Annotated in this window: 19 protein-coding genes and 2 tRNA genes; 6 read left to right on the top strand and 15 right to left on the bottom strand. The window is 68.0% G+C overall.

What is annotated here, in order from left to right; all coding sequences use genetic code 11:
* Nucleotides 1–137: 137 nt before the first annotated feature.
* Together FJU31_RS11630 and FJU31_RS11625 are read right to left on the bottom strand one after the other, a co-directional pair.
* A tRNA-Leu gene (locus FJU31_RS11630) sits at nt 138–224 on the bottom strand.
* A gap of 160 nt (nt 225–384) precedes the next feature.
* Nucleotides 385–469 (bottom strand) — tRNA-Leu (locus FJU31_RS11625).
* A gap of 129 nt (nt 470–598) precedes the next feature.
* Here FJU31_RS11625 and rnr point away from each other — a divergent pair.
* The 3 genes from rnr to rlmB all read left to right on the top strand — a co-directional run bounded on the left by rnr (nt 599) and on the right by rlmB (nt 4,516).
* Nucleotides 599–3,064: a ribonuclease R gene (rnr, locus tag FJU31_RS11620; protein ID WP_150454884.1), complete on the top strand. Its 2,466-nt coding sequence runs from the start codon at nt 599–601 to the stop codon at nt 3,062–3,064.
* A gap of 119 nt (nt 3,065–3,183) precedes the next feature.
* Nucleotides 3,184–3,678 (top strand): GFA family protein, encoded by a 495-nt coding sequence (locus FJU31_RS11615; protein ID WP_150454883.1) that lies wholly within the window; start codon nt 3,184–3,186, stop codon nt 3,676–3,678.
* 94 nt (nt 3,679–3,772) lie between these two features.
* Nucleotides 3,773–4,516 (top strand): 23S rRNA (guanosine(2251)-2'-O)-methyltransferase RlmB, encoded by a 744-nt coding sequence (gene rlmB / locus FJU31_RS11610; protein ID WP_079221277.1) that lies wholly within the window; start codon nt 3,773–3,775, stop codon nt 4,514–4,516.
* A 167-nt stretch (nt 4,517–4,683) separates the two neighbouring features.
* Here the strand turns inward: rlmB and FJU31_RS11605 are convergent, their stop codons facing one another.
* Genes FJU31_RS11605 through FJU31_RS11595 form a run of 3 tightly spaced genes read right to left on the bottom strand, consistent with a single transcriptional unit; the run spans nt 4,684 to nt 9,322 of the window.
* Nucleotides 4,684–6,123 (bottom strand): efflux transporter outer membrane subunit, encoded by a 1,440-nt coding sequence (locus FJU31_RS11605; protein ID WP_150454882.1) that lies wholly within the window; start codon nt 6,121–6,123, stop codon nt 4,684–4,686.
* Nucleotides 6,120–8,078 carry a MacB family efflux pump subunit gene (locus FJU31_RS11600; RefSeq protein ID WP_150454881.1) on the bottom strand — a complete coding sequence of 653 codons (1,959 nt, stop codon included), beginning with the start codon at nt 8,076–8,078 and terminating at the stop codon, nt 6,120–6,122. The genes FJU31_RS11605 and FJU31_RS11600 overlap by 4 nt, the downstream gene beginning before the upstream one ends.
* Nucleotides 8,075–9,322 carry an efflux RND transporter periplasmic adaptor subunit gene (locus FJU31_RS11595; protein WP_150454880.1) on the bottom strand — a complete coding sequence of 416 codons (1,248 nt, stop codon included), beginning with the start codon at nt 9,320–9,322 and terminating at the stop codon, nt 8,075–8,077. The genes FJU31_RS11600 and FJU31_RS11595 overlap by 4 nt, the downstream gene beginning before the upstream one ends.
* Nucleotides 9,323–9,527: 205 nt before the next feature.
* Here FJU31_RS11595 and FJU31_RS11590 point away from each other — a divergent pair, with 205 nt between their 5' ends.
* The 3 genes from FJU31_RS11590 (at nt 9,528) to FJU31_RS11580 (ending at nt 14,987) form a co-directional block, all read left to right on the top strand.
* Nucleotides 9,528–10,256: a response regulator gene (locus FJU31_RS11590; protein ID WP_079221281.1), complete on the top strand. Its 729-nt coding sequence runs from the start codon at nt 9,528–9,530 to the stop codon at nt 10,254–10,256.
* Between the two features lie 6 nt (nt 10,257–10,262).
* Nucleotides 10,263–11,660 (top strand): ATP-binding protein, encoded by a 1,398-nt coding sequence (locus FJU31_RS11585; RefSeq protein ID WP_150454879.1) that lies wholly within the window; start codon nt 10,263–10,265, stop codon nt 11,658–11,660.
* A gap of 303 nt (nt 11,661–11,963) precedes the next feature.
* Nucleotides 11,964–14,987: a ligand-binding sensor domain-containing diguanylate cyclase gene (locus tag FJU31_RS11580; protein WP_246161311.1), complete on the top strand. Its 3,024-nt coding sequence runs from the start codon at nt 11,964–11,966 to the stop codon at nt 14,985–14,987.
* Between the two features lie 52 nt (nt 14,988–15,039).
* Here the strand turns inward: FJU31_RS11580 and rnt are convergent, their stop codons facing one another.
* From rnt to pstC, 10 genes are all read right to left on the bottom strand, one after another.
* Complete coding sequence (rnt, locus tag FJU31_RS11575; protein WP_150454938.1) at nt 15,040–15,639, bottom strand: ribonuclease T; 600 nt, start codon at nt 15,637–15,639, stop codon at nt 15,040–15,042.
* Between the two features lie 120 nt (nt 15,640–15,759).
* Entirely contained in the window at nt 15,760–16,077 is a 318-nt protein-coding gene (locus tag FJU31_RS11570) for an RcnB family protein (protein ID WP_150454878.1), read from the bottom strand.
* A 190-nt stretch (nt 16,078–16,267) separates the two neighbouring features.
* A complete protein-coding gene (locus FJU31_RS11565; protein ID WP_150454877.1) occupies nt 16,268–16,768 on the bottom strand; it encodes an HvfX family Cu-binding RiPP maturation protein in 501 nt (166 codons plus the stop codon).
* Nucleotides 16,769–16,793: 25 nt separating this feature from the next.
* Complete coding sequence (locus FJU31_RS11560) at nt 16,794–17,549, bottom strand: HvfC family RiPP maturation protein (protein WP_150454876.1); 756 nt, start codon at nt 17,547–17,549, stop codon at nt 16,794–16,796.
* Nucleotides 17,542–18,417, bottom strand: a complete 876-nt coding sequence (locus FJU31_RS11555) for an HvfB family MNIO-type RiPP peptide maturase (RefSeq protein ID WP_150454875.1) — start codon at nt 18,415–18,417, stop codon at nt 17,542–17,544. The genes FJU31_RS11560 and FJU31_RS11555 overlap by 8 nt, the downstream gene beginning before the upstream one ends.
* The gene (locus FJU31_RS11550; protein WP_150454874.1) at nt 18,404–18,760 is read right to left on the bottom strand and encodes a hypothetical protein; all 357 of its coding nucleotides are present in this window, start codon (nt 18,758–18,760) and stop codon (nt 18,404–18,406) included. Before FJU31_RS11550 ends, FJU31_RS11555 begins: the two co-directional genes overlap by 14 nt.
* A 246-nt stretch (nt 18,761–19,006) precedes the next feature.
* A complete protein-coding gene (gene phoU / locus FJU31_RS11545; protein WP_079221290.1) occupies nt 19,007–19,714 on the bottom strand; it encodes a phosphate signaling complex protein PhoU in 708 nt (235 codons plus the stop codon).
* 76 nt (nt 19,715–19,790) lie between these two features.
* Complete coding sequence (gene pstB, locus FJU31_RS11540; RefSeq protein ID WP_150454937.1) at nt 19,791–20,621, bottom strand: phosphate ABC transporter ATP-binding protein PstB; 831 nt, start codon at nt 20,619–20,621, stop codon at nt 19,791–19,793.
* A gap of 19 nt (nt 20,622–20,640) precedes the next feature.
* Nucleotides 20,641–21,504: a phosphate ABC transporter permease PstA gene (pstA, locus tag FJU31_RS11535; protein ID WP_150454873.1), complete on the bottom strand. Its 864-nt coding sequence runs from the start codon at nt 21,502–21,504 to the stop codon at nt 20,641–20,643.
* Nucleotides 21,504–22,472, bottom strand: coding sequence for a phosphate ABC transporter permease subunit PstC (gene pstC / locus FJU31_RS11530; RefSeq protein ID WP_079221293.1), 969 nt, complete (start codon nt 22,470–22,472; stop codon nt 21,504–21,506). The genes pstA and pstC overlap by 1 nt, the downstream gene beginning before the upstream one ends.
* Nucleotides 22,473–22,529 lie beyond the last annotated feature (57 nt).

Genomic DNA, 22,529 nt, shown 5'->3' with positions numbered 1-22,529 from the left:
TGGCGGGCTCTGCTTCTTCTTATTTTCTTGCTTGCTCGACTGCTCTGCACGGAATCAGTCGAGCAAGCTCGACTCTACGTGGCCCAGATCGCAGGCAAGAAAAAACCCGCTTGCGCGGGTTGTTTTCTTTCTCGACGTGGTGCCCAGGAGAGGACTCGAACCTCCACGAAGTTGCCCCCGCTAGCACCTGAAGCTAGTGCGTCTACCAATTCCGCCACCTGGGCGTCGAGGAGCGAGATTATGGGGTGTTGTTGCCGGGGTGTCAACACTTCTCGAAAACCAATCTCGCGATGGGGTCACAGCCCTTTCCTCTGGAAAGGGATCCGACCCCGCTGCTGGATTACAGGCAAAAAAAAACCCCGCCGAAGCGAGGAGTTTTTTCGTTGGTGCCCAGGAGAGGACTCGAACCTCCACGGTTTTACCCGCTAGTACCTGAAACTAGTGCGTCTACCAATTCCGCCACCTGGGCGTTCCAGAGGCGCAATTGTGAAGATGAATCCGCAGGCTGTCAACGATTTCCAACAAATAGTTCACGCGGCAATTCCAGAATCCGCCCCTGACCCGTTCTGCACGCCCGCAACGGCTACCATGTAGGGCGATGACTACCAAAAAACCAAGCAAAGGCGGGAGCAAGTCCCGCAGCCAGGCCCCGACCAAGGGCGCCAAGGCGGGCGCAGCCCGCACTAACAAGCCGGGCAAGCCGTTGCCGGGCTGGCTCCCTGAAATGAATGAAGGCGGTGCACCGCCGCGCGGCCGCAAGGGCCGCGGCATGGATGCCGCCGCACCGGGCCCGGCCCCGGGCCGCAAGCTGCCGCCGACCGGCAAGGTGATCGACGATCCCTATGCCGCCCGCGAAGCAGAGAAGTACGAACAGCCTATCGCCAGCCGCGAGGCCATCCTGGCCCTGCTGGAACGCTGCGAAGGGCCGCAGACCGCCGAAGAGCTGGGCGCGCGCCTGGGCTTGACCGCAGCCGACCGTGCCGAGGCACTGTCGCGCCGGCTCGGCGCCATGGTCCGTGATGGCCAGCTGGTGCAGAACCGCCGCGGCGGCTTCGCGCCGATCCGGACCCTGAATCTGGTTACCGGCGTGGTGATCGCCAACCCGGAAGGGTTCGGCTTCCTGCGCCCGCTCGAGGGCGGCGACGATCTGTTCCTGCCGCCGTATGAAATGCGCAAGGTGATGCACGGCGACAAGGTGCTGGCCCGCGTGACCGGTATCGACCACCGTGGCCGCCGCGAAGGCAGCATCGCCCGCGTGCTCGAACGCGGCATGACCCGCCTGATCGGTCGCTTCAGCATTGAAATGGGCATCAATTACGTAGTGCCCGATGACAAGCGCATCCAGCGCAACGTGCAGGTACCGCCGGACCAGACCGGTGGCGCGCGCGACGGCCAGCTGGTGGTCTGCGAACTGACCCAGGCACCGGACAGCCGTCGCCCGCCGATCGGCCGCATCATCGCCGTGCTGGGCGACAAGCTGACCGCCTCGCTGGTGGTGGAGACCGCCATCCACGGCCACGAACTGCCGTTCGAGTTCCCGCAGGATGTGCTGGACGAGGCCGCTTCGGTGCCGATGGTGGTCGAGCCGGCGATGATCGGCGACCGCGTCGACCTGCGCAGCACGCCGCTGGTGACCATCGACGGTGAGGATGCCAAGGACTTCGACGACGCGGTCTACTGCGAACCGAATGCCGATGGCTTCCGCCTGGTGGTGGCCATTGCCGATGTCTCCAACTACGTGCGCCCCGGCACGCCGCTGGACGAGGAAGCGCAGAAGCGTGCCACGTCGGTGTACTTCCCGGGCTTCGTGGTGCCGATGCTGCCGGAGACCCTGTCCAACGGCATCTGCTCGTTGATGCCCAAGGTCGACCGCATGTGCTTCGTCTGCGACATGCAGATCGACCGCGACGGCGTGGTCAGCCATTCGCGCTTCTACGAAGCGGTGATGAACTCGCACGCGCGCCTGACCTACACCCAGGTGTGGAAGGCGGTGGGCGAGGACGATGCCGATACCAAGGCGTGGATGGGCCCGCTGCTGCCGCAGGTGCAGCGCCTGCACCAGCTGTACAAGGTGCTGTCCAAGGCGCGTGCCAAGCGCGGTGCCATCGAGTTTGAAAGCAGTGAAGTGCGCTTCGTGCTGGACAACCGTGGCGAAGTGACCCAGGCCGGCATGCTGGTGCGCAACGATGCGCACAAGCTGATCGAGGAATGCATGATCGCGGCCAACGTGGAGGCGGCCAAGTACCTGCTGTCGCGCCATGTGCCGGCCCCGTACCGCGTCCACGAGAAGCCGCCGGAGACCAAGTTCGCCGACCTGCTGGAATTCCTCAAGGAGTTCAAGCTGAGCCTGCCGCCGTGGTCGAAGGTGCGCCCGGGCGACTACACCAAGCTGCTGAAGAAGATCCGCGACCGTCCCGATGCAACGCTGCTGGAATCGGTGCTGCTGCGCAGCCAGAGCCTGGCGGTCTACAGCCCGGACAACAATGGTCACTTCGGCCTCGCCCTGGAGGCGTACGCGCACTTCACCTCGCCGATCCGTCGTTATCCCGACCTGCTGGTGCACCGTGCGATCAAGCACGCGCTGTCCGGCAAGCCGCTGGACAAGTTCACCTACAACGCCCGCGAGATGGCCGCGCTGGCGCTGCAGTGTTCCGAGCGCGAGCGTCGTGCCGACGAGGCCGAGCGCGAGGTCGACGAGCGCTACCGCGCGGCGTGGATGGAAAAGCACGTGGGCGGCCAGTTCGACGGCGTGATCAGCGGCGTCACCAGCTTCGGCCTGTTCGTGGAGCTGGATGATTCCAAGGTGCAGGGCCTGGTCCATGTGACCCAGCTGCCGCAGGACTATTACAAGTTCGACGCCACGCGCAAGACGCTGACCGGCGAACGCCGCGGCAGCAGCTACCGGCTGGGCGACCGCGTGCGCATCCTGGTGCTGAAGGCCAGCATGGAGGAGCGCAAGATCGACTTCCGCCTGGTCGAACACAAGGGCGAGGACGAGGGCGATGGCCTGCCGCCGCTGCCGGAACGCGGCAAGCCGGCCAAGCGCGAAAAGAAGCAGTATTGAAAGGCGTGCCGACCAACGGTCGGCACCTGCCGGACCTGGTAGATGCCAACCTTGGTTGGCACATTCCTCACCCGGTAGGTGCCAACCTTGGTTGGCACGACGTTCCGGAGGAACCCAGCATGCAAGGCCAACCCGAGTACCGCGGCGGCTGCCAGTGCGGCGCCATCCGCTTCGAGGCGCGCGGCGCCCTCACCGACAGCTCGATCTGCCATTGCCGGATGTGCCAGAAGGCGTTCGGCGCCTACTACGCGCCGCTGGTCTCGGTGCGCGGCGCGCAGTTCAGCTGGACCCGCGGCCAGCCGCGCTATTTCCAGTCCTCCAACGTGGTCCGCCGTGGCTTCTGCGCTGACTGCGGCACCCCGCTGACCTACGAGGCCCCGGACGGCATGGCCGTGGCTGCCGGCGCCTTCGACGAACCCGAACGCCTGCCGCCCACCCTGCAGTACGGCATGGAGCGCAAGCTGCCCTTCGTGGATGGCCTGCGCCTGTTGCCGGGCAGCCGCACCGAAGAGGACGTCGCGGCGCTGGAGTTCCTGGCCACGATCGTGTCCCACCAGCACCCCGACCACGACACCCCGCACTGGCCGCCGCGCAGCCGTTCAGCCGAAGGATGAACGGCGGGTAGCGCCGGGCCATGCCCGGCGAGCGCGCAGCGCGGCCGGCGCCGATGCTCTACCATAGCCACCCCCTTTCCGGTTCGGCCCCCGCATGAGCAAGAACAGCCAGTGGATCGTCGGCGTCAACGCCGTCGCTTCCTCCATCGAGAACGACGCCGACAATGTCCGCGAAGTGCTGGTCGAGGCCGGTGCGAAGAACCCGCGCCTGGTCGAAATCGAGGAAAATGCCCGCCGCAAGGGTATCGACGTGCGCAAGGTCAACAGCCAGGCGCTGGACGGTGTCGGCGGTTCGGTGCGCCACCAGGGTGTGGCCGCGCGCTATGCCGCAGCCCGCACTTACAGCGAGAACGAGCTGGAAGGCCTGGTCACCGCTGCCGAGGGCAAGGCCCTGCTGCTGGTGCTGGACGAAGTGCAGGACCCGCACAACCTGGGCGCCTGCCTGCGCTCGGCCGCCGCGGCCGGTGCCACCGCCGTGATCATTCCCAAGGACAAGTCGGCCACGGTCAATGCGACTGTGCGCAAGACCTCGGCCGGCGCCGCCGACCTCATCCCCGTGGTGGCGGTGACCAACCTGTCGCGTTGCCTGAAGGACCTGCAGAAGCAGGGCGTCTGGATCTACGGCCTGGCCGGTGAGGCCACCGCTTCGCTGTACCAGCTGGACCTGAAGGGCAACATCGCGCTGGTGCTGGGCGGTGAAGCCGATGGCCTGCGCCGCCTGACCCGCGAGAACTGCGATGGCCTGGTCAAGATTCCGATGCCGGGCGAGATCGAGAGCCTGAACGTCTCCGTCGCCGCGGGCGTCAGCCTGTTCGAGGCCGTGCGCCAGCGCGGTTGATCGGCTGACGGTTTTGTAGAGCCGAGCCCATGCTCGGCTGCTTTCTGATCGGGACGACGTGGCCGCGCGGCATGCGACAGCCGAGCATGGGCTCGGCTCTACAGCAGTCGCGTGTCGACCAAGGTCGACACCTGCCAGAGCGGTGCACCCCGCCATCCCATGGAGCCTTACCCCGCGCTGCCGCCCAGCGCCTTGAACAGGGTCACGTCGTTGTTCAGCTGGCTCTGCCGCACACGCGCCAGCGACAGCTCGGCATCGCGCCGGGTCTGCTGTGCTTCCAGCCAGGTCCGCAGGTCGGTGGCACCCACCCGGTAGCGCACTTCCTGCGCGCGCTCCACTTCCACGGCCTGGTCATACGATGCCTGCGAAGCGGCCACCTGGCGCGCCAGCTGCTCGCGCGCCGACAGCGCGTTGTCCACTTCCGATAGCGCGGTGTACAGCGTCTTGCGGAAGTTGGTCGCGGCGATCTGGTAGGCGGTACCGGCGATGTCGGTGTCCAGCTGCGCACGCTGCAGGTTGAGGAAGGGCAGCGACAGCCCGGCGCCGAGCGTGGCCACCGGGTTGCGCAGCACATCCCCCAGCGAGGTCGCACTGGAGCCGAGGCTGCCGGTCAGGCTCAGCGCCGGGTAGTACTGGGTGGCGGTCACCTTGATGGTCTTCAGGCTGTTGCGCAGGCGCAGTTCGGCCGCGCGCAGGTCGGGGCGGCGGCCCAGCAGGTCGGCCGGCAGGCCTTCGTCGATGCCCGGGCTGCGCGCGGCCTGCAGGTCCTGCGGCTCGTCCTGCTGCGGCCACGGCGTGCCATCCAGCAGCACGGTCAATGCGTTGCGTACTTCCACCCGCTGCTGTTCCAGCGCGCTCTGCGCCGAACGCTGCGATTCCAGGTTCTGCAGCGCCTGGCGCACTTCCAGCCGCGACACCGCACCGGCGTCGAAGCGGGCCTGCACCAGGTCGCGGGTGCGCTCCAGGCGCTGCAGGTTGGCCTCGCCGCTGGCGATGGACTGGTTGAGGTAGGCCAGCGCCCAGTACTGGCTGATCGTGTCGCCGATCACCAGCAGGGCGGTGTTCTGCCGGTCCTCCTCGCTGGCCTGGGCTTCCCAGCGGGCGATGTCGCGCGCGGTGCGCAGGCGGCCCCACAGGTCCACCTCCCACGACAGCGACACGCCGGTGGAATAGCCGCGGCTCCAGTCGGCGGCCTGGTCGGTCGGGCGGCTGCCGCTGGCGCTGACGCCGGACGATGACGGCTGCGGCCACAGCGCGTTGCTGGCCAGGCCGGCCTGCAGGCGGGCGCGCTGCACGGCCAGGCCGGCGGCACCGAGGTCGCTGTTGGCGGCCAGGGCCTGCGCCACCAGGCGGTCCAGTCGCTCGTCACCGAAGCCGGTCCACCAGGTGTCCTGGCGGACGTCGCGGCCCGGGGTGTCCAGGCTGCTGCGCGGGTCATCGGCCGGCGCGTTGAGGGTGGCATCGCCACGGCCATAGGTCGCGGCCACGGCCGGGTCTTCGGTCGGGTAGCGGCCCACCGAGGCGCAGCCGGACAGGGCGAGCAGCACGGCGCCGGCCAGCAGCAGGCGCGAAGGGGCAGGGGAGGTCAGTCGGGTCATCATCTTCATTCGCGGGCCAGGGCCTCCACCGGGTCGAGCTGGGCGGCATTGCGTGCCGGCAGGAATCCAAACGCCACGCCGATCAGGGTCGAGCAGGCAAACGCGGCGATGATCGAGGCAGTCGAGAACACCACCTGGAAATTGCTGGAGAAGTGGCCGATCAGTACGCCCAGCAGCAGTGCCAGGCCGATGCCGAGCAGGCCGCCGATCAGGCACACCAGCACCGCTTCGATCAGGAACTGCTGGCGGATGTCGCTCTGCCGCGCACCCACGGCCATGCGCACGCCGATCTCGCGGGTACGTTCGGTCACCGACACCAGCATGATGTTCATCACGCCGATGCCGCCGACCAGCAGGGCGATGGCGGCGATGGCGCCGATCAGCAGGGTCATCGTGCGCGTGGTCTGTTCGATGGTCTCGCGGATCTCGGCGCTGTTGCTGAGGAAGAAATCCTCGGTGCCGTGGCGCAGGGTCAGCAGCCGGGTGATGGCTTCCTGTGCGGCATCCATCGGTGTTTCATCGTTGACGCGCACGGTGATGCTGGAGACGAAGCTCTGCCCCAGCATGCGCGACATCACCGTGGTGTACGGCACGAACACGCCCAGGCTGGTGCTGCCACCGAAGCCGAAGCTCTGCTTCTTGGCTACGCCGACCACGCGCACCGGCACGTTGCCCAGCAGGATCACCTGGCCGATCGGGTCGCTGTCGGGGAAGAACTGGGTCTTCGTGTTCTCGTCGATCACCCCCACCTGCGCCAGGCCGCGGATCGCATCGGTGTCGAAGAAGCTGCCGTCGAGCAGGGTTACACCCTTCACCCGGAAATACTGCTCGCCGACGCCGCTGATCTGTGCCGTCGCCGACTGGTTGCGGTAGCGCGCGGTGACCGAGGTCGACACGCTGGGTGTAGCGCTGTCCACGTAGCTCTGCTGCGACAGCGCATCGGCGTCGGTGGCCTTCAGGGTCTGCACGCGCGCCGAGCGCATGTCACCGAAGCCACGGCCGGGGTAGACATCGATGGTGTTGGTGCCCAGCGCGCTGATGTTCTGCAGGATCTGCTGCTGCGAGCCGTTGCCCAGCGCCACCACCGACACCACCGAGGCGATGCCGATGATGATGCCGAGCATGGTCAGGAAGGTGCGCAGACGGTGGGCGTTCATCGCCAGCAGCGCCATCCGGAACGCTTCGGTGAAGCGGTCGCGGGCCGCGCGCCAGCTGCTGCCATGGGCGACGTCGGCGCTGGGCTGGCGCTGCGCACGGTAGTCCGGCGCCTTTGGATTGGCGCGGTCGGCGATGATCTCGCCGTCGCGGATCTCGATGATGCGCTGGGCGTGCTCGGCCACGCTCATGTCGTGGGTGACGATGATGATGGTGTGGCCTTCGGCATGCAGCTCGCCGAGGATGGCCATCACTTCCTCACCGGATTTCGTGTCCAGCGCGCCGGTCGGTTCGTCGGCGAGGATCACCTCGCCGCCGTTCATCAGCGCGCGCGCGATCGACACGCGCTGCTGCTGGCCGCCGGACAGCTGGCCCGGCTTGTGGTGCATGCGGTCGTGCAGGCCCAGCCGCTGCAGCAGCTGCTCGGCGCGCGCGTTGCGGATCGGCCCGGGGCTGCCGGCATATACCGCCGGCACTTCGACGTTGCCACGTGCATCGAGGTCGCCCAGCAGGTGATAGCGCTGGAAGATGAAACCGAAATGCCCGCGGCGCAGCTCGGCCAGCTCGTCCGGCTCCATCTTTCCGGTTTCGCGGCCGGCCACCTGGTAGCTGCCGCGCGTCGGGCGGTCCAAGCAGCCGAGGATGTTCATCAGCGTCGATTTGCCCGAGCCGGACTGGCCGACGATGGCGACCATCTCACCGGCATGGATGTCCAGGTTGACGTCGCGCAGCACGGCGATGACATCCTCGCCGGCCGGGAATTCACGGCGCAGGTCACGCAGGCGCAGCAGGGGCGCCGTCGTGCTCATCGGCGCGGACCCATGCCACCGGGCGGGCCCATGCGCATCGCGCCGCTGCCGCGGTTGCCGGTGCCGCTGCCGGCTGCGGCCGCACCGCCTTCGCCGACCACCACGCGCTCACCTTCCTTCAGCCCGGACAGGATCTGCGCGGAGGCGCCGTTGTTGATGCCGACCTTGACCTTGCGCGGCTGCGGCTGGCCCTGTTCGTTGACCACGCGCACCACGCGCTCGCCGTCACGCGTCTTCGGGCCCAGCGCCACGGCCGGCACCAGCAGCGCGCCCTTGGCCTGCTGCAGCAGGACCGAGACCTGCGCGGTCATGTCGATGCGCAGGGTGCCATCGGGGTTTTCCACGTCGAACAGGGCGTTGTAGTAGACCGCGCTGCTGGAGCTGGAGCTGGACGAGCTGCTGGAACTGGACGAGCTTTCGTTGGCGATGGACGACGGCGCCGGATTGATCTGGCGCAGCGTGGCGTGGTACTTGCGGTCCGGGTCGCCCAGGGTGGTGAAGTACACCGGCATGCCGGCCTTGATTTTGACCACGTCAGCCTCGGAGACTTCGGCATTGACGGTAACCACGTCCAGGCGCGCCAGCATGACGATGGTCGGCGCGGTCTGGTTGGCATTCACCGTGCGGCCTTCCTCGGCCACCACCGCGACCACGGTGCCGTCCATCGGCGCGGTGATGCGGGTGTAGGCCAGGTTGGCGCGGGCGGTACCCAGTTCGGTCTCGCGGCCCTTGATCTGCGCCTCGTACGACTGCAGCTGGGCGCGGGCGGTCTTCAGCGTGGCCTCGGCGGCATCGTATTCCTGCCGCGAGGTCGCCTCGGCGGCCAGCATCTCCTTCTGCCGGGCGAAGTCCAGCTCGGCCTGGCGCAGGCTGGCCTGCTGCACGGCGCGCTGGGCGATCACCTGGTCCAGCGAGGCCTGCGCGTTAAGCACCTGGTTCTGCTGGGTGGTGGCGTCGATCTCGGCGATCAGATCACCTTCCTTCACCGTATCGCCCAGCTGCACCTTCAGCGATTTGATCTGGCCCGAGGCCTGCGCACCGACGCTGACCAGCTTGTAGGCATCGATCACGCCGGTGGCTTCCACCGTCTGTTCGATGTCGCCGCGGCTGACCGGGCTGGTGGCCAGGGCCGGGGCGGCGGGCTTGCGCAGCAGCCACCAGGCGCACGCGGCAGCAATGACGACAAGCAGGACAATCACGATCAGACGACCCCGGCGGGTCGCGGGCAACAGGCGGGAGATCACGTGCGGGCTTCACTCGGGCAGGCCGCCGCAGCGGCATTGGTGGGCATTGTGAAGATCGGGCGCAGGCAGGCTCAATCCTCGGGGTGTGTCTGTGTGTAACACTGTCGGCCGAAACGCGTAACTGCAGGTATCCGGCCCCGGCGTGGATACAGTGGTACGCATTGGACAGGATGCGGTTCAGCTCCCGACACGGGAAAATCGCGACATGGAGACTGAAAACCCGATGCATCGCCTGTTGATCGTCGACGACGACAATGACATCCGCACCCTGCTGGCCGAACAGCTCGGCCGCGCCGGCTACCTGGTCAGCACCGCGGCCGATGGCACCAGCATGCGACAGCTGCTGGAGCGCGAGCACGTGGACCTGATCGTGCTCGACCTCAACCTGCCGCGCGAGGATGGCCTGACCCTGTGCCGCGACCTGCGCGCGCGCTCGAACACGCCGGTGATCATGCTCACCGCACGCGCCGAGCCGATCGACCGCGTGCTGGGCCTGGAAATGGGCGCCGACGATTACCTGGCCAAGCCGTTCGAGCCGCGCGAGCTGCTGGCGCGCATCCGCAACGTGCTGCGCCGGACCGAGGCGCTGCCGGCCAACCTGGAGCCGCTGGCGGTGCGCCGCGCGCGCTTCTCGCGCTGGATCTTCGATCTGGAACACCGCCACCTGGTCGACCCCGATGGCCGCGTGGTGGTGCTGTCCGGCGCCGAATTCCGCCTGCTGCGGGTGTTCATCGCGCACGCCAACAAGGTGCTCTCTCGCGAACAGCTGGTGGCGCTCAGCAGCGGCCGCAACTACGAGGCGCAGGACCGCGCGATCGACCTGCAGGTCAGCCGGCTGCGCAACAAGCTGGCCGACGATGGTGGGCCCGATGGCCTGATCAAGACCGTACGCAACGAAGGCTATGTACTGGCCTCGGCCGTCAATCTGGAATAAGCCGTGATGAAGCGCCTGCGCCACTTCCTGTCCTCGATGGTGGGGCGGCTGTTCGTGATCCTGCTGCTGGGCATGTCGGTGGCCGCGATCGGCGCGACCATGCTGGCCACGTCCAAGCGCCAGCAGGAATTCGAGCGGCAGAACCTCAACCGCATCGCCGACCGCCTGCAGGGGTACGTCAACCTGCTCGACGGCAACCCGGAGCTGCGTGACCGCCTGCTGGAGATGGGCGGGCCGAGCGTGCGCGCGCTGCAGCCCGGCGCACGCCTGGGCCGCGTCGATACGGCGTTGATGGAAGTGCTTGATGACCGCCCCGGACCGGTGGCGCGCGCCCATGTGCACTTCGCCTCGTTCCGCTCGTGCATCCCCAAGCTGCAGGAACTGCTGCCGCCGCCACCGCCGGGCCACCGGCGCCCGCCGCGCGAACGCGATCCGTCCTTCATTCCGCCCAAGTGCCGGGCCGTGGACGTGGTCCTCAGCGATGGCACCTCGCTGAAGCTGGCACTGGATTCGCCGGCGGTGGCGCACAACGGCGTGCTGGCCGTCGACCCGCTGTTCCTGACCCTGCTGGTGCTGGCGATCGCCGTGCTGGCCTACATCGTTTCGCGCATGGCCAGCGCGCCGCTGCAGGAACTGGCCTCGGCCGCCGAGGAACTGGGCGACGACCTGCAGCGCGACCCGCTGCCGCTGCGTGGCCCGCGCGAAGTACAGCGCGCCGCCGAAGCCTTCAACGCCATGCAGCAGCGGCTGCAGCGGCACCTGGCCGAACGCACGCAGATGCTGGCGGCGATCACCCACGACCTGCAGACGCCGCTGACCCGGCTGCGCCTTCGCCTGGAAAACGTGACCGACGAGATCCTGCGCGAGCGCCTGATCGGCGACCTCGCGGCCATGCAGGCACTGGTGCGCGAAGGCCTGGAACTGGCCCGCAGTGCCGAGAGTGCCGAACAGCGCGCTGCCCTCGACCTGGATTCGCTGCTGGAGAGCATCGTCGAGGACACCGCCGAGGCGGGCGCCGACGTGGCTTTCGAAGGCGCCAGTGGCGCAGTGCTGATGCTGCGGCCGCTGGCCATGCACCGCCTGTTCTCCAACCTGGTGGACAACGCGGTGATGTATGCCGAGCGGGTGCGGGTGCGGGTGGACAGCAGCGGCGGTGGCATCACCGTGGTGGTGGCCGACGACGGCCCGGGGCTGGCCGATGACCAGCTCGAAGCGGTGTTCGATCCCTTCGTGCGGGTGGAAACCTCGCGCTCGCGGCAGACCGGCGGCGCCGGCCTGGGCCTGACCATCGCCCGCGCGCTGGCCGAGAAGGATGGCGCCCGGCTGTGGCTGCGCAACCGTCCCGAGGGCGGGCTGGAAGCGGTGGTGCAGTGGCCGGCGGGCAGCCCGGTGGCCGGGCGCTGAGTCGGGTGCCCGGATAGCTGGGGTCAGAGCCCTCTGCGTGCGCAGAGGGATCCGACCCCGTACGGCCTGGGGTCAGATCCCTTGTGCCATCGGTGGAAGGGGTCTGACCCCGGCTGAAACCACGGCTTTCACGCCGCGGTGACGCCGAGGGGGGTGTTTGGCCTATCATTCGCCCAATCTCCCCACAGTTCCCGCGATGAGCCAGCCTGTTCACACCGGCGCGCGGCCCCGTGCCGCCCGGCTGTTCCTGCTCCTGCCTGTCGCCCTGCGCGGCAACCGCACCTGGCCGCTGCCGTTGCAGTAATGGGCGGTCAGGGGGCTGGCAGGCGCCTGGCGGGGCGCCACCCGGAACACCACATCGGTCGCCTGTTGCGGCTCGGTGTGCTGTGGCTGTTGCTGCTGCTGGCGTCGCCGCTGGCGGCGCAGACCGTCGCGCCGCCGCTGCGCGATTACGCCATCGACGTGTGGACCTCGCGCAACGGCCTGCCGCACAACTCGCTGCGCGACATCGCCCAGACCCCCGAAGGCCACCTGTGGTTCGCCACCTGGGAAGGCCTGGTGCGCTACAACGGCCTGGATTTCACCGTGTTTGACCGCAGCACGCGGCCGGGCCTGCGCGACAACGGCATCGGCGCGCTGCTGGTCGACCGCCAGGGCGGGCTGTGGATCAGTGATTCGCGCGGCAACGTGACCTACCGCAGCAGCGCCGGCCAGTGGCGTGTCTGGGAGCACCAGGCCAACACCCCGGAAGTGCTGATCCAATCGATGCAGATGGACAGCCAAGGGCGTCTGTGGCTGCTGTACGAAGGCAAGGGCATCGCCTACCTGACCCCCGAAACCGGCATCGTCTACCAGCCGCCGCCGCCGGACCTGCCGCTGGCGATGAGCTTCACCAAGCTGGTGGTCGACGCCCAGGACCGGGTCTGGATCGGCACCCTCGATGGCCTGGTGTTGCGCGACAACGATGGTGAGCTCAAGCGCGCGCCGGCCGGCTGGGGCGTGGACAAGGGCCTGACCTGGCCCTATCGCGCACCCGATGGCGCGCTGTGGATCGTGGCCGGCGAGCGCCTGTACCGGGTCGAGGATGACCGCCTGGTGCTGGTGCACAGCCTGCCGGGGCAGCTGCACATGACCGCGATGCTGCAGGACCGCCACGGCGACATCTGGCTGGGTACCGAGAACCAGGGCCTGCTGCGCATCTCCAGCCACGGACTGGAGCGCCTGCCGGCCGGCCTGAACCTGCCCGGCGGTCGGGTGGTGAGCCTGCGCGAGGACGCCGAGGGCAGCATCTGGGTCGGCGCCAACGGCGGCCTGTACCGCCTTCGCGAAACGCTGTTCAGCAGCTACACCGAGCGCGATGGCCTGAGCGGTGACTACGTGCGCACCGTGTTCGAGGACCGCGACCGCCGGTTGTGGGTGGGCAGCGCCAGCGGTCTGGACCAGCAGACCGCCGATGGCCGCTTCCGGCCGATGCCGCTGCACAACCGCGGTGGCAAGGCGCCGTCGGTCCTCAGCCTGGCCCAAGGCCCTGAGGGTGATCTCTGGGTGGGCACCTTCGGCGACGGCGTCTACCGCCTGCGCGCCGATGGCAGCCTGCGCCACAACTACGATGCGGCCGATGGGATGCCGGGCGGCAACATCCGCGCGATCAGCATCGATCCAGCCGGCGTGGTCTGGGCGGGCACACAGAAGGGGGTGGTACGCATCGAGGGGGAACGCGTGCATGTGTCCGACGTACCCGGCATGCCGGGCGGTCTGATCACAGCGCTGGAACACGACCATCAGGGCAACCTGTGGATCGGTACCATCGAGGGCATCCGCGTGCTGCGCGGCGACCATGTGCAGTCCATCGATCTGGCACCAACGGGCGGCGGCCGCAGCGTGTTCGGCTTCCACCAGATCGGCGACGCGATGTGGATCAGCAGCGACCGTGGCCTGTACCGCTGGTACAAGGATCGCCTGTCCCGGGTCGGCCTGGAGCAGGGCATGCCGGTCGACACCGTGTTCCAGCTGGTGCCCGACCGGCTGGGGAATGTGTGGATCAGCAGCAACCGCGGCGTGCTGCGCACCGACATGGCGACCTTGAACGCCGTGGCCGACGGGCGCGCGCCGCGAGTGACCGTGGAGCGCTACAACGAGATCGACGGCATGGCCAACGCGCAGGCCAATGGCAGTTCCGGGCCCTCGGCGATCCTGCGCCAGAATGGCAGCTTCTGGGTGGTTACCGCTGGTGGCCTGAGCACGGTGGACCCGCAGCGCCTGCAGCGCTTCCGCGAACGCCCGGCGCCGCCGGCGGCGATCGAGAACGTGCAGGTCGATGGCGCGCCGGTGCTTTGGGAAGGTCCCGAGCGAAACCTGATTCCCGGCGGGCGCCGGCTGGCGGTGAGCTTCGTCGGCCTCAGCTACCTGATGTCAGACCGCATCCGTTACCGCACACGGCTGGAAGGCCTGGACGCCGGCTGGGTCGAGCGTGGCCCCCAGCGCAGCGTCGAGTTCGTCGGCCTGCCGCCGGGTGATTACACCCTGCACGTGGCGGCCTCGCACCCGGGCGGTGCCTGGGGCCAGCAGGAAGCGGTGTGGAGTTTCACCGTGCAGCCGTTCTGGTGGCAGCGGCACAGCGTGCAGGCGCTGATCGGCCTGCTGCTGCTGGCTGCGCTGGTGGCGCTGTACCGGTTCCTGCTGCAGCAGTACAAGGCCAGCAACCTGCGCCTGGCCCGGCGGGTGGATGAAGCAACCTTCGACCTGCAGGCGCAGACCGTGCATCTGCAGGCGCTGAACCAGGAAAAGACCGAGCTGGCCGAGCGCCTGGCGCGGCAGGCCGAGGCGTTCGAGCGGCAGGCCCGCGAGGATGCGCTGACCGGCCTGGCCAACCGTCGCGGCTTCGACGAGACGCTGTCGCGCGATTTCGCCCGCTCGCAGCGCAGCGGCCATCCGTTGAGCCTGGTGGTGCTGGATATCGATCATTTCAAGTACGTCAACGACACCTACAGCCACAGCATCGGCGACCTGGTGCTGAAGGAAGTGGCCGAGGTGATCGCCGCAGCCTGCCGGGATTCGGACCTGCCGGCGCGTACCGGTGGCGAAGAGTTCGCGCTGCTGCTCAACGACACGCGCCTGGAAGAAGCGGCGCAGGTCTGCGCGCGCCTGCGCGGCCTGTTCCATGACCATCCGGACTGGGCCGGGGTGAAGGGCCTGCGCGTGACCTTCAGCGCGGGCCTGGTGGAACTGGCCAATGACGACCGCACCCCGGCGCTGCTGTACCAGCGCGCCGACCGCGCGCTGTACCGCGCCAAGAGCGACGGCCGCGACCGCACGAGCATCGGGTAATCGCCATCTGGTTGATGGGTGCGGACCGTTGGCCCGCACTGCAGGTGTGGATCTACCGCGGCCAGGCGTTGGCGATGGTGCAGAACAACCGTGCCGTCTGCTCGGTGTCGTACACCGCGCTGTGCGCCTCGTTCGCATCCCAGCCCAGGCCGGCGGCATTGGCTGCACGTGCCAGCACCGTCTGCCCATAGGCGATACCAGCCAGGGTGACCGTGTCGAACACGCTGAAGGGATGGAACGGGTTGCGCTTGTGACCGGTGCGGGCCACGGCAGCATTGACGAAGCCCAGGTCGAAGTGGGCGTTGTGCCCGACCAGGATCGCGCGCTGGCAGCCGTACTTTTTCATCGCTGCGCGGACCGGGGTGAAGACATGGTCCAGCGCGGCCTTCTCTTCCTTTGCCAGCCGGAACGGATGGTCGAGGATGATGCCGGTCACTTCCAGCGACTTCGGGTCGATCTCCAGCCCTTCGGCGGGGACCACGTGGGCGCTGGCGGTCTGGCCGGGGTAGAGCAGGCCGTTCTCGTCCATCTCGATCGGCACGGCGGCGATTTCCAGCAGCGCGTTGCGCTGGCTGTCGAAGCCGCCGGTTTCCACGTCCACCACCACCGGCAGGAAGCCGCGGAAGCGTTGCGACATCGCGCGCTGCGCCATCGGAACTACGGAAACAGGGGCGGCGTCAGCTGCGGGGGTGGGGTCAGTCATGCGCGGATTCTAGCAGAGCGACCCTGAGCGCCCGGCCACGCATCGCATGGCCGGGACACTGTGCACGGGTCAGCGGCGTGCCAGCACCACGTCGGCGATGACGCCGGTGGCCACGGCAATCAGCACGTAACGGCCGTCGACCTTGCGCCATTCCTGGCCGCGGGCGGGGGCGTGCAGGCCATGGTGGCGATAATCGCGGACGTGCTCGCCGCGGTGGTCACGGGCGAGCTTGTGGCCGCGACGGGGCGGATCGCGGCGGTCGTCGTGGTGATCCTTGTGGCCGTGGTGGTCGTCGCGCCCACCGGCGCCATAGGGAGCGGCCATCGCGGGCGAGACGGCGGTGGCCAGCAGGGTCAGCGAAAGGGCGGCGGCAATCAGGCGCTTCATGGGGCAACTCCGAGGGAAGGACGTGGTCATCGAGGCCACGGATCCAGCATCGGATTTTTTTGATGAATAGGCGATTAAATCGGCCTTTTGCGCGGTTTCAGCGCGTATCGGCGTGTAACGGGATGGCCGCCGGACCGGTGGATGCCAACCTTGGTTGGCATGCGGAACAACCGCCAACCAAGGTCGGCGACTACCGGGGCGCGGCGGCCCGGCCGGCGATCCACGCGTCCACACTCAGGCGGCCGGCGCCGTTGCACAGCAGCGGCAGCAGCATCGCCATGAACAGTACCGGCAGCTTGAAGTTGCCGAACCCCTGGTCGCTGATCGCATAGCCCATCGCCAGATCACCCAGCGAACCCCAGTGCATCGGCCAGTGCACGGCGTAGGTGGCCACCACGGTCAGCACCAGCAGGCTCGCCGCAGCGAAGCGGGTGCCGAGCCCGAACAGCAGGCAGGCCGCGCCGACCAGCTCGAACCAGGTCGCCAGCTGCCAGTTCACGCCAGCGGGCAGCAGGTCGAACGGGAACGGGAACGCGCCCTGCAGCTCGGCAAACCAGTTCTCGCCCAGCAGCTTCTCGCGGCCGGACTCGAAGTATTCCCATGCGAGCAGCAGGCGCAGGCCCAGCGGCGCCAACCACGGGCCGCAGCGATCCAGCTGGCTGCGCACGGCAGCCAGGGGCAGGGTATTCATCGGGGGGAACTCCTTGTTGGGGGTATCACGCCACGGCGGGCAGCGGGCCGATCACGCCGGCCTGCAGGAACTGCTGCAGCAGCCGGGTGCCGGGTTCGATCAACGCATCGGCGTCGAGGTGGTGCAGGGTGGCCAGCTGCTGCAGCCGCTCTCCGCCGATGGCTCCGGGCGACTCGTCGATCAGGATCAACAGGTGCGCGGCCAACGGGCTGAGCTGGGCGAAGCGCACCACGCCATCGGCATCGCGGCGGACCAGCAGGCCGGTCGGTTCGGCAGGCGGAGCGAGTGGTGCATCATCGGCGCCGAGGCGGTGGACCGGCCACGCGTACAGCAGCGGCCAGGCCAGCGGTGAGCAGCGCAGCGGTTCCTGCAGCGGGTCGATGCCCGGGGCTGGCGGCAATGGCTCGGCCGCACGCTGGTACAGATCGGTTTCCACCCACTCGTAGTGGGCCAGCTCGGCCAGCGCCGGGTGCGGCAGCTCGGGCTGCGCCTGCAGCCAGCGCACGAACTCGGCCGACACTGCCGTGAACAGCGGCGTGCGTGCGCGGTGATGGGCGAAGTAGTAGCGGACCAGCTCGGCCCAGGCCGCTTCGCCGAGCAGGCGCACACAGACCGGGAAACTGTTGCCGAGCAGGCCCAGCAGGTTGTTGGACAGCAACCGCTGGTAGACGGCCACCCGCCGCGGGTCGAGGTCGGCGGGGGCAGGCACCTGCTGCGGGTCGCGCAGGTGCGCCGTGAATGCATGCTGCTGCGCGCGCAGGCGCTCTGGCGCGTCAGCCATGGGCGACCTCGCGCGGTGTGCCCTGCAGCCGGCGGATGGTACCCAGTTCGCCCTGCAGCTCTGCGTAGGGCGGGAAGTTGAAGTCGCGTTCCAGCAGGGTCGGGCGCGGCCCGAAGCGGGCGTAGCTGCGCTCCAGCAGCGCCCACACCGGGTCGATCACCGGGCTGCCGTGGGTATCGATCTTCAGGTCGGGCGCCTCGTCCAGATGGCCGGCCACGTGCAGGCAGACGATGCGCTGCGCCGGTAGGCCGGCGATGAAGGCGTCGGCATCGTAGCCATGGTTGCAGGCGTTGACGTACACGTTGTTGACGTCCAGCAGCAGGTCGCAGTCGGCCTCGGCCAGCACCGCGTTGGTGAAGGCCAGTTCGTCCATCGCCGGCTGCGGGGCCAGGTAGTAGGACACGTTCTCCACCGCGATGCGGCGGCCGAGCAGGTCCTGCACACGCGCGATGCGCGCGGCGGTATGGCGCACCGCTTCGTCAGTGAAGGGAATCGGCAGCAGGTCGTACAGCTGGCCGTCGTCACTGCAGTAACTCAGGTGCTCGCTGTACAGCGGCACGCGGTGGCGTTCCAGGAAACGGCCGACCTGCTGCAGCAGCTGGGTATCCAGCGCGGCGCTGCCGCCCAGCGACAGCGACAGGCCATGGCAGGTCAAGGGGTGGCGCTGGGCCAGTTCGTCCAGGGCGTCGCCGGCCGGGCCACCGACGTGGATCCAGTTTTCCGGCGCGCACTCCAGGAAGTCGAAATCGCCGGCCGGGGCATCGTGCAGGTCCTGCAGCAGCGCACGCCGCAGGCCCAGCCCGACGGCCGCCGCAGGCAGCGGCAGCCGTGGGTGGACGACGCTGGCGGCAGCGTCAGTGCTTTGCACCGCACTTGCCTTCGCCGCACTTGCCTTCGGCGGCCTTCTTGTCGCCGGCGGTCTTGGCCTTGGCTTCGGCGCCCGCGCCGGCCTTGGCCTTTCCCTTGTCGGCGCCGCACTTGCCTTCGGCGCTCTTGCCGTCGGCACCACACTTGCCCTCGGCATGCTTGGCGGCGTCACCGGCCTTGGCGTCGGTTGCCTTGGCATCGCCGGCCTTGGCCGCCTGGCCAGCCACCAGGTAGCCCTGGGCAAGGTCGGTCATGCTCAGGGCCGAAGCACTGGCAGTCACGCCCAGCCCTGCAGCCAGGGCGGTGGCGGTCAGCAGGGACAGGGTCTTGTTGGAACTGCTCATCGGTCGTACTCCTTGGGTGGTGGGCGGGCGCCCGGGGTGAAACGATGGTGCAGCGATCCTACTCAAGGAATCCTCGCCGGGACCTCAAATTTTCGTGAGGATTGCCGCAGGCGGGAAGGGGGCAGGAGCACCGTATCCAGTAGATCCACGCCATGCGTGGATGAATGCCCGGATCGCGCATACAAAAAAGGCCCCTGTCATGCCGACAGGGGCCTCCACACGCGCTTGCGCTGTTGCAGCGCAGTATCAGACGTGATCGGTGCTGGACGTCTCGTCGCGCTTCTCGCGCGGCGGCAGCGGCTGCTCGCCGTGCACCAGGAACCACACGTTCTCGGCGATGTTGGTGGCGTGGTCGCCCACGCGCTCCAGGTTCTTGGCCATGAACAGCAGGTGGGTGCACGGGGTGATGTTGCGCGGGTCTTCCATCATGTAGGTCAGCAGCTCGCGGAACAGCGCGGTGTACTGCGCGTCCAGGCGGGCGTCGTCCTGGCGCAGGGCGATGGCGGCTTCGGCGTCGTTGTCGCGGTAGGCGGCGATGGCGCGGCGCACCTGCTGCGCGGCCAGGCGGCCGAGGGCGCGCAGGCCCTGGATCTGCGGCAGCGGCGGCACCTTGCCCAGCGCGATCGAACGCTTGGCCACGTTGGCGGCGTAGTCACCGATGCGTTCGATGTCGGCCGGGATGCGCAGGCCGGCCAGGATCTCGCGCAGGTCGCGGGCCATCGGGCCACGCAGGGCCAGGCGCATCACGTCGTGGCTGATCTGCTGCTCCAGCTGGTCGATGGCTTCATCGTTGGCGATGATGCGGTGGGCGGCGTTCTCGTCGCGCTTCTCGATGACGTCCATCGACGCCTCCAGCTGGGCGACAGCCATCTCGCCCATGCGCACGATTTCGGCCACCAGGCGCTGCTGCTCTTCGTCGTAGCTCTTGACGATGTGGTCGTTGGGAAGATTCATGGTTGTTCCACTCTGTAGAGTCGAGCCATGCTCGACTGGCGTTGTCTGTAGAGTCGAGCCATGCTCGACTGCCCTTTCAGCCAAAGCGACCGGTGATGTAATCCTCGGTCTGCCGCTGCGAGGGCTGCGAGAAGATCACTTCAGTCCGGTCGTGCTCGATCAGGTCGCCCAGGTACATGAAGGCGGTGTAGTCGGACACGCGCGCAGCCTGCTGCATGTTGTGGGTGACGATGACGATGGTGTACTCGTGCTTGAGCTCTTCCACCAGCTGCTCGATGCGGCTGGTCGAGATCGGGTCCAGCGCCGAGGTCGGCTCGTCCAGCAGCAGCACCGACGGGCGCAGGGCCACGGCACGGGCGATGCACAGGCGCTGCTGCTGGCCACCGGACAGGCCCAGTGCGCTCTGCCCCAGCTTGTCCTTCACTTCGTCCCACAGCGCGCCCTGGCGCAGCGCCTGCTCGACGCGGTCGGCCATGTCGGCCTTGCTCAGTTTTTCGTGGTGGCGGATGCCGTAAGCCACGTTCTCGAAGATGGTCATCGGGAACGGAACCGGCTTCTGGAACACCATGCCCACCTTGCTGCGCAGGCGGTTCATCGGGTACTTCGGCGACAGGATGTTCTCGCCGTCCAGCAGCACCTCACCACGCGCTTCCAGCTTCGGGTACAGCGCGTAGATGCGGTTGAAGATGCGCAGCAGGGTCGACTTGCCGCAACCGGAGGGACCGATCAGCGCGGTCACGCGCTTTTCCGGGATCTCCAGGTCGATGCCCTTCAGGGCGTGGAACTTGTCGTAGTAGAAGTCCAGACCACGCGCGGCCAGCTTGACCGGCGACGGCGCGTGCAGGTTCTCGTGCGAGGCCGGCACCGCGATGCGCTGCATGGGCACGGCGTTGGAGAGGTCGTTCATGGCGTTATCCACGGAAAGGTCAGTCATGGGAGATACGGTTGCGCAGCAGGATGCCGCGGGCGGCAAGGCTGACCAGCAACACGAAGACAGTCAGCACCAGGGCACCGGCCCAGGCCAGCACCTGCCAGGATTCATACGGGCTGCCGGCGAACTGGTTCATCACCACCGGCACCGAAGCCATCGGCTGGAAGATGTTGTTGTTCCAGTACTGGTTGCCGAAGGCGGTGAACAGCAGCGGTGCGGTTTCGCCGGAGATGCGGGCCAGGGCCAGCAGGATGCCGGTGATGATGCCGGCCGACGCACTGCGGTACAGCACCTGGACGATCACCTTCCACTGCGGGATGCCCAGCGACAGGGCGGCTTCGCGCATCTGCGAAGGCACCAGGCGCAGCATCTCGTCGGTGGTGCGTACCACCACCGGCAGCACGATGAAGGCCAGCGACAGGGCACCGGCGAAGGCGGAGAAGTTGCCGCCGGTCTGCATCACGTACAGGGTGTAGACGAACAGGCCCAGCACGATGGACGGTGCCGACAGCAGGATGTCGTTGACGAAGCGGACCACGGTGCCGGCCTTGCGGGCGTTGCCGTACTCGGCCAGCCAGGTGCCGGCCAGCACGCCCAGCGGGGTACCGATGCCGATGGCCAGCGCACACATCACCGCGCTGCCGAAGAAGGCATTGGCCAGGCCGCCTGCCTGCATCGGCGGCGGCGTCATCTTGGTGAACAGATCAAGATTGATGCCGGCCAGGCCCTTGGAGGCCAGGGTGAACAGGATCCAGCCCAGGAAGAACAGGCCGAACAGGGCGGTGGCGCAGGACATCGCGATGGCGATGACGTTGCCGATGCGGCGGCGCAGGTACAGGGAGTCAGCGGTGGTGGACATCAGTTGCCCTCCTTGCGGGACAGGCGCATCAGCATCAGGCGGGCGATGGCCAGCACGACGAAGGTGACGATGAACAGGACGAAGCCGAGCAGCAGCAGCGCCGAGCGGTAGGTTTCAGTGGCCTCGCCGAAATCGTTGGCGATGAGCGCGGCGATGGTGGTGCCCGGTTCCAGCAGCGACGGCGACAGGCGCACGCTGTTGCCGATCACGAAGGCCACGGCCATCGTTTCGCCCAGTGCACGGCCGAGGCCGAGGAAGACGCCGCCGATGACGGCCGAGCGGGTGTAGGGCAGGACGATGTCCCAGCTCACTTCCCACTTGGTGGAGCCCAGCGCGTAGGCCGATTCCTTCAGGCGGGTCGGCACGGTCAGGAACACTTCGCGCATCACCGAGGAGATGAACGGGATGACCATGATGGCCAGTACGAAGCCGGCGGTGAGCATGCCGATGCCCAGCGGCGGGCCCTGGAACATCGGGCCGATGATTGGCCATTCGCCCAAGGTTTCGTTGAGGAACGGGGTGACGTACTCGGTCATCACCGGCACCAGCACGAACAGGCCCCACATGCCATAGATGATCGAGGGGATGCCGGCCAGCAGTTCGATGGCGGTACCGACCGGGCCACGCAGCCAGCGCGGCGCGACTTCGGTGAGGAAGAAGGCGATGCCGAAGCTGACCGGCACGGCGATGACCATCGCGATGAACGCGGTGACCAGGGTGCCGTAGATCGGGGCGAGGGCGCCGAACTTGTTTTCGACCGGATTCCAGTCGGAGGAGAAGAAGAAGCTCAGGCCCTGCATCTGCAGGGCATGGCGGCCACCCCACAGCATGGACAGCGCGGCACAGGCCAGGGCGATCAGGACGAAGATGACGGTGCCGACCAGCACCCATCGGAACAGTTTGTCGTTGCGGGCATCACGCGCATCGCGCGTGGACGGGGCTGCTACAGGCTGGGCGATGGCATTCATGGGGACGGCAGGGCCAGGAAAGGGGGCGGCACGACGTGGAAGTGACGGTGCCCGCGC

The organism is Stenotrophomonas cyclobalanopsidis, assembly GCF_008710035.1.
In the GTDB taxonomy this organism is placed as follows: domain Bacteria; phylum Pseudomonadota; class Gammaproteobacteria; order Xanthomonadales; family Xanthomonadaceae; genus Stenotrophomonas; species Stenotrophomonas cyclobalanopsidis.
This window is presented reverse-complemented; position numbering and strand designations above follow the sequence as displayed.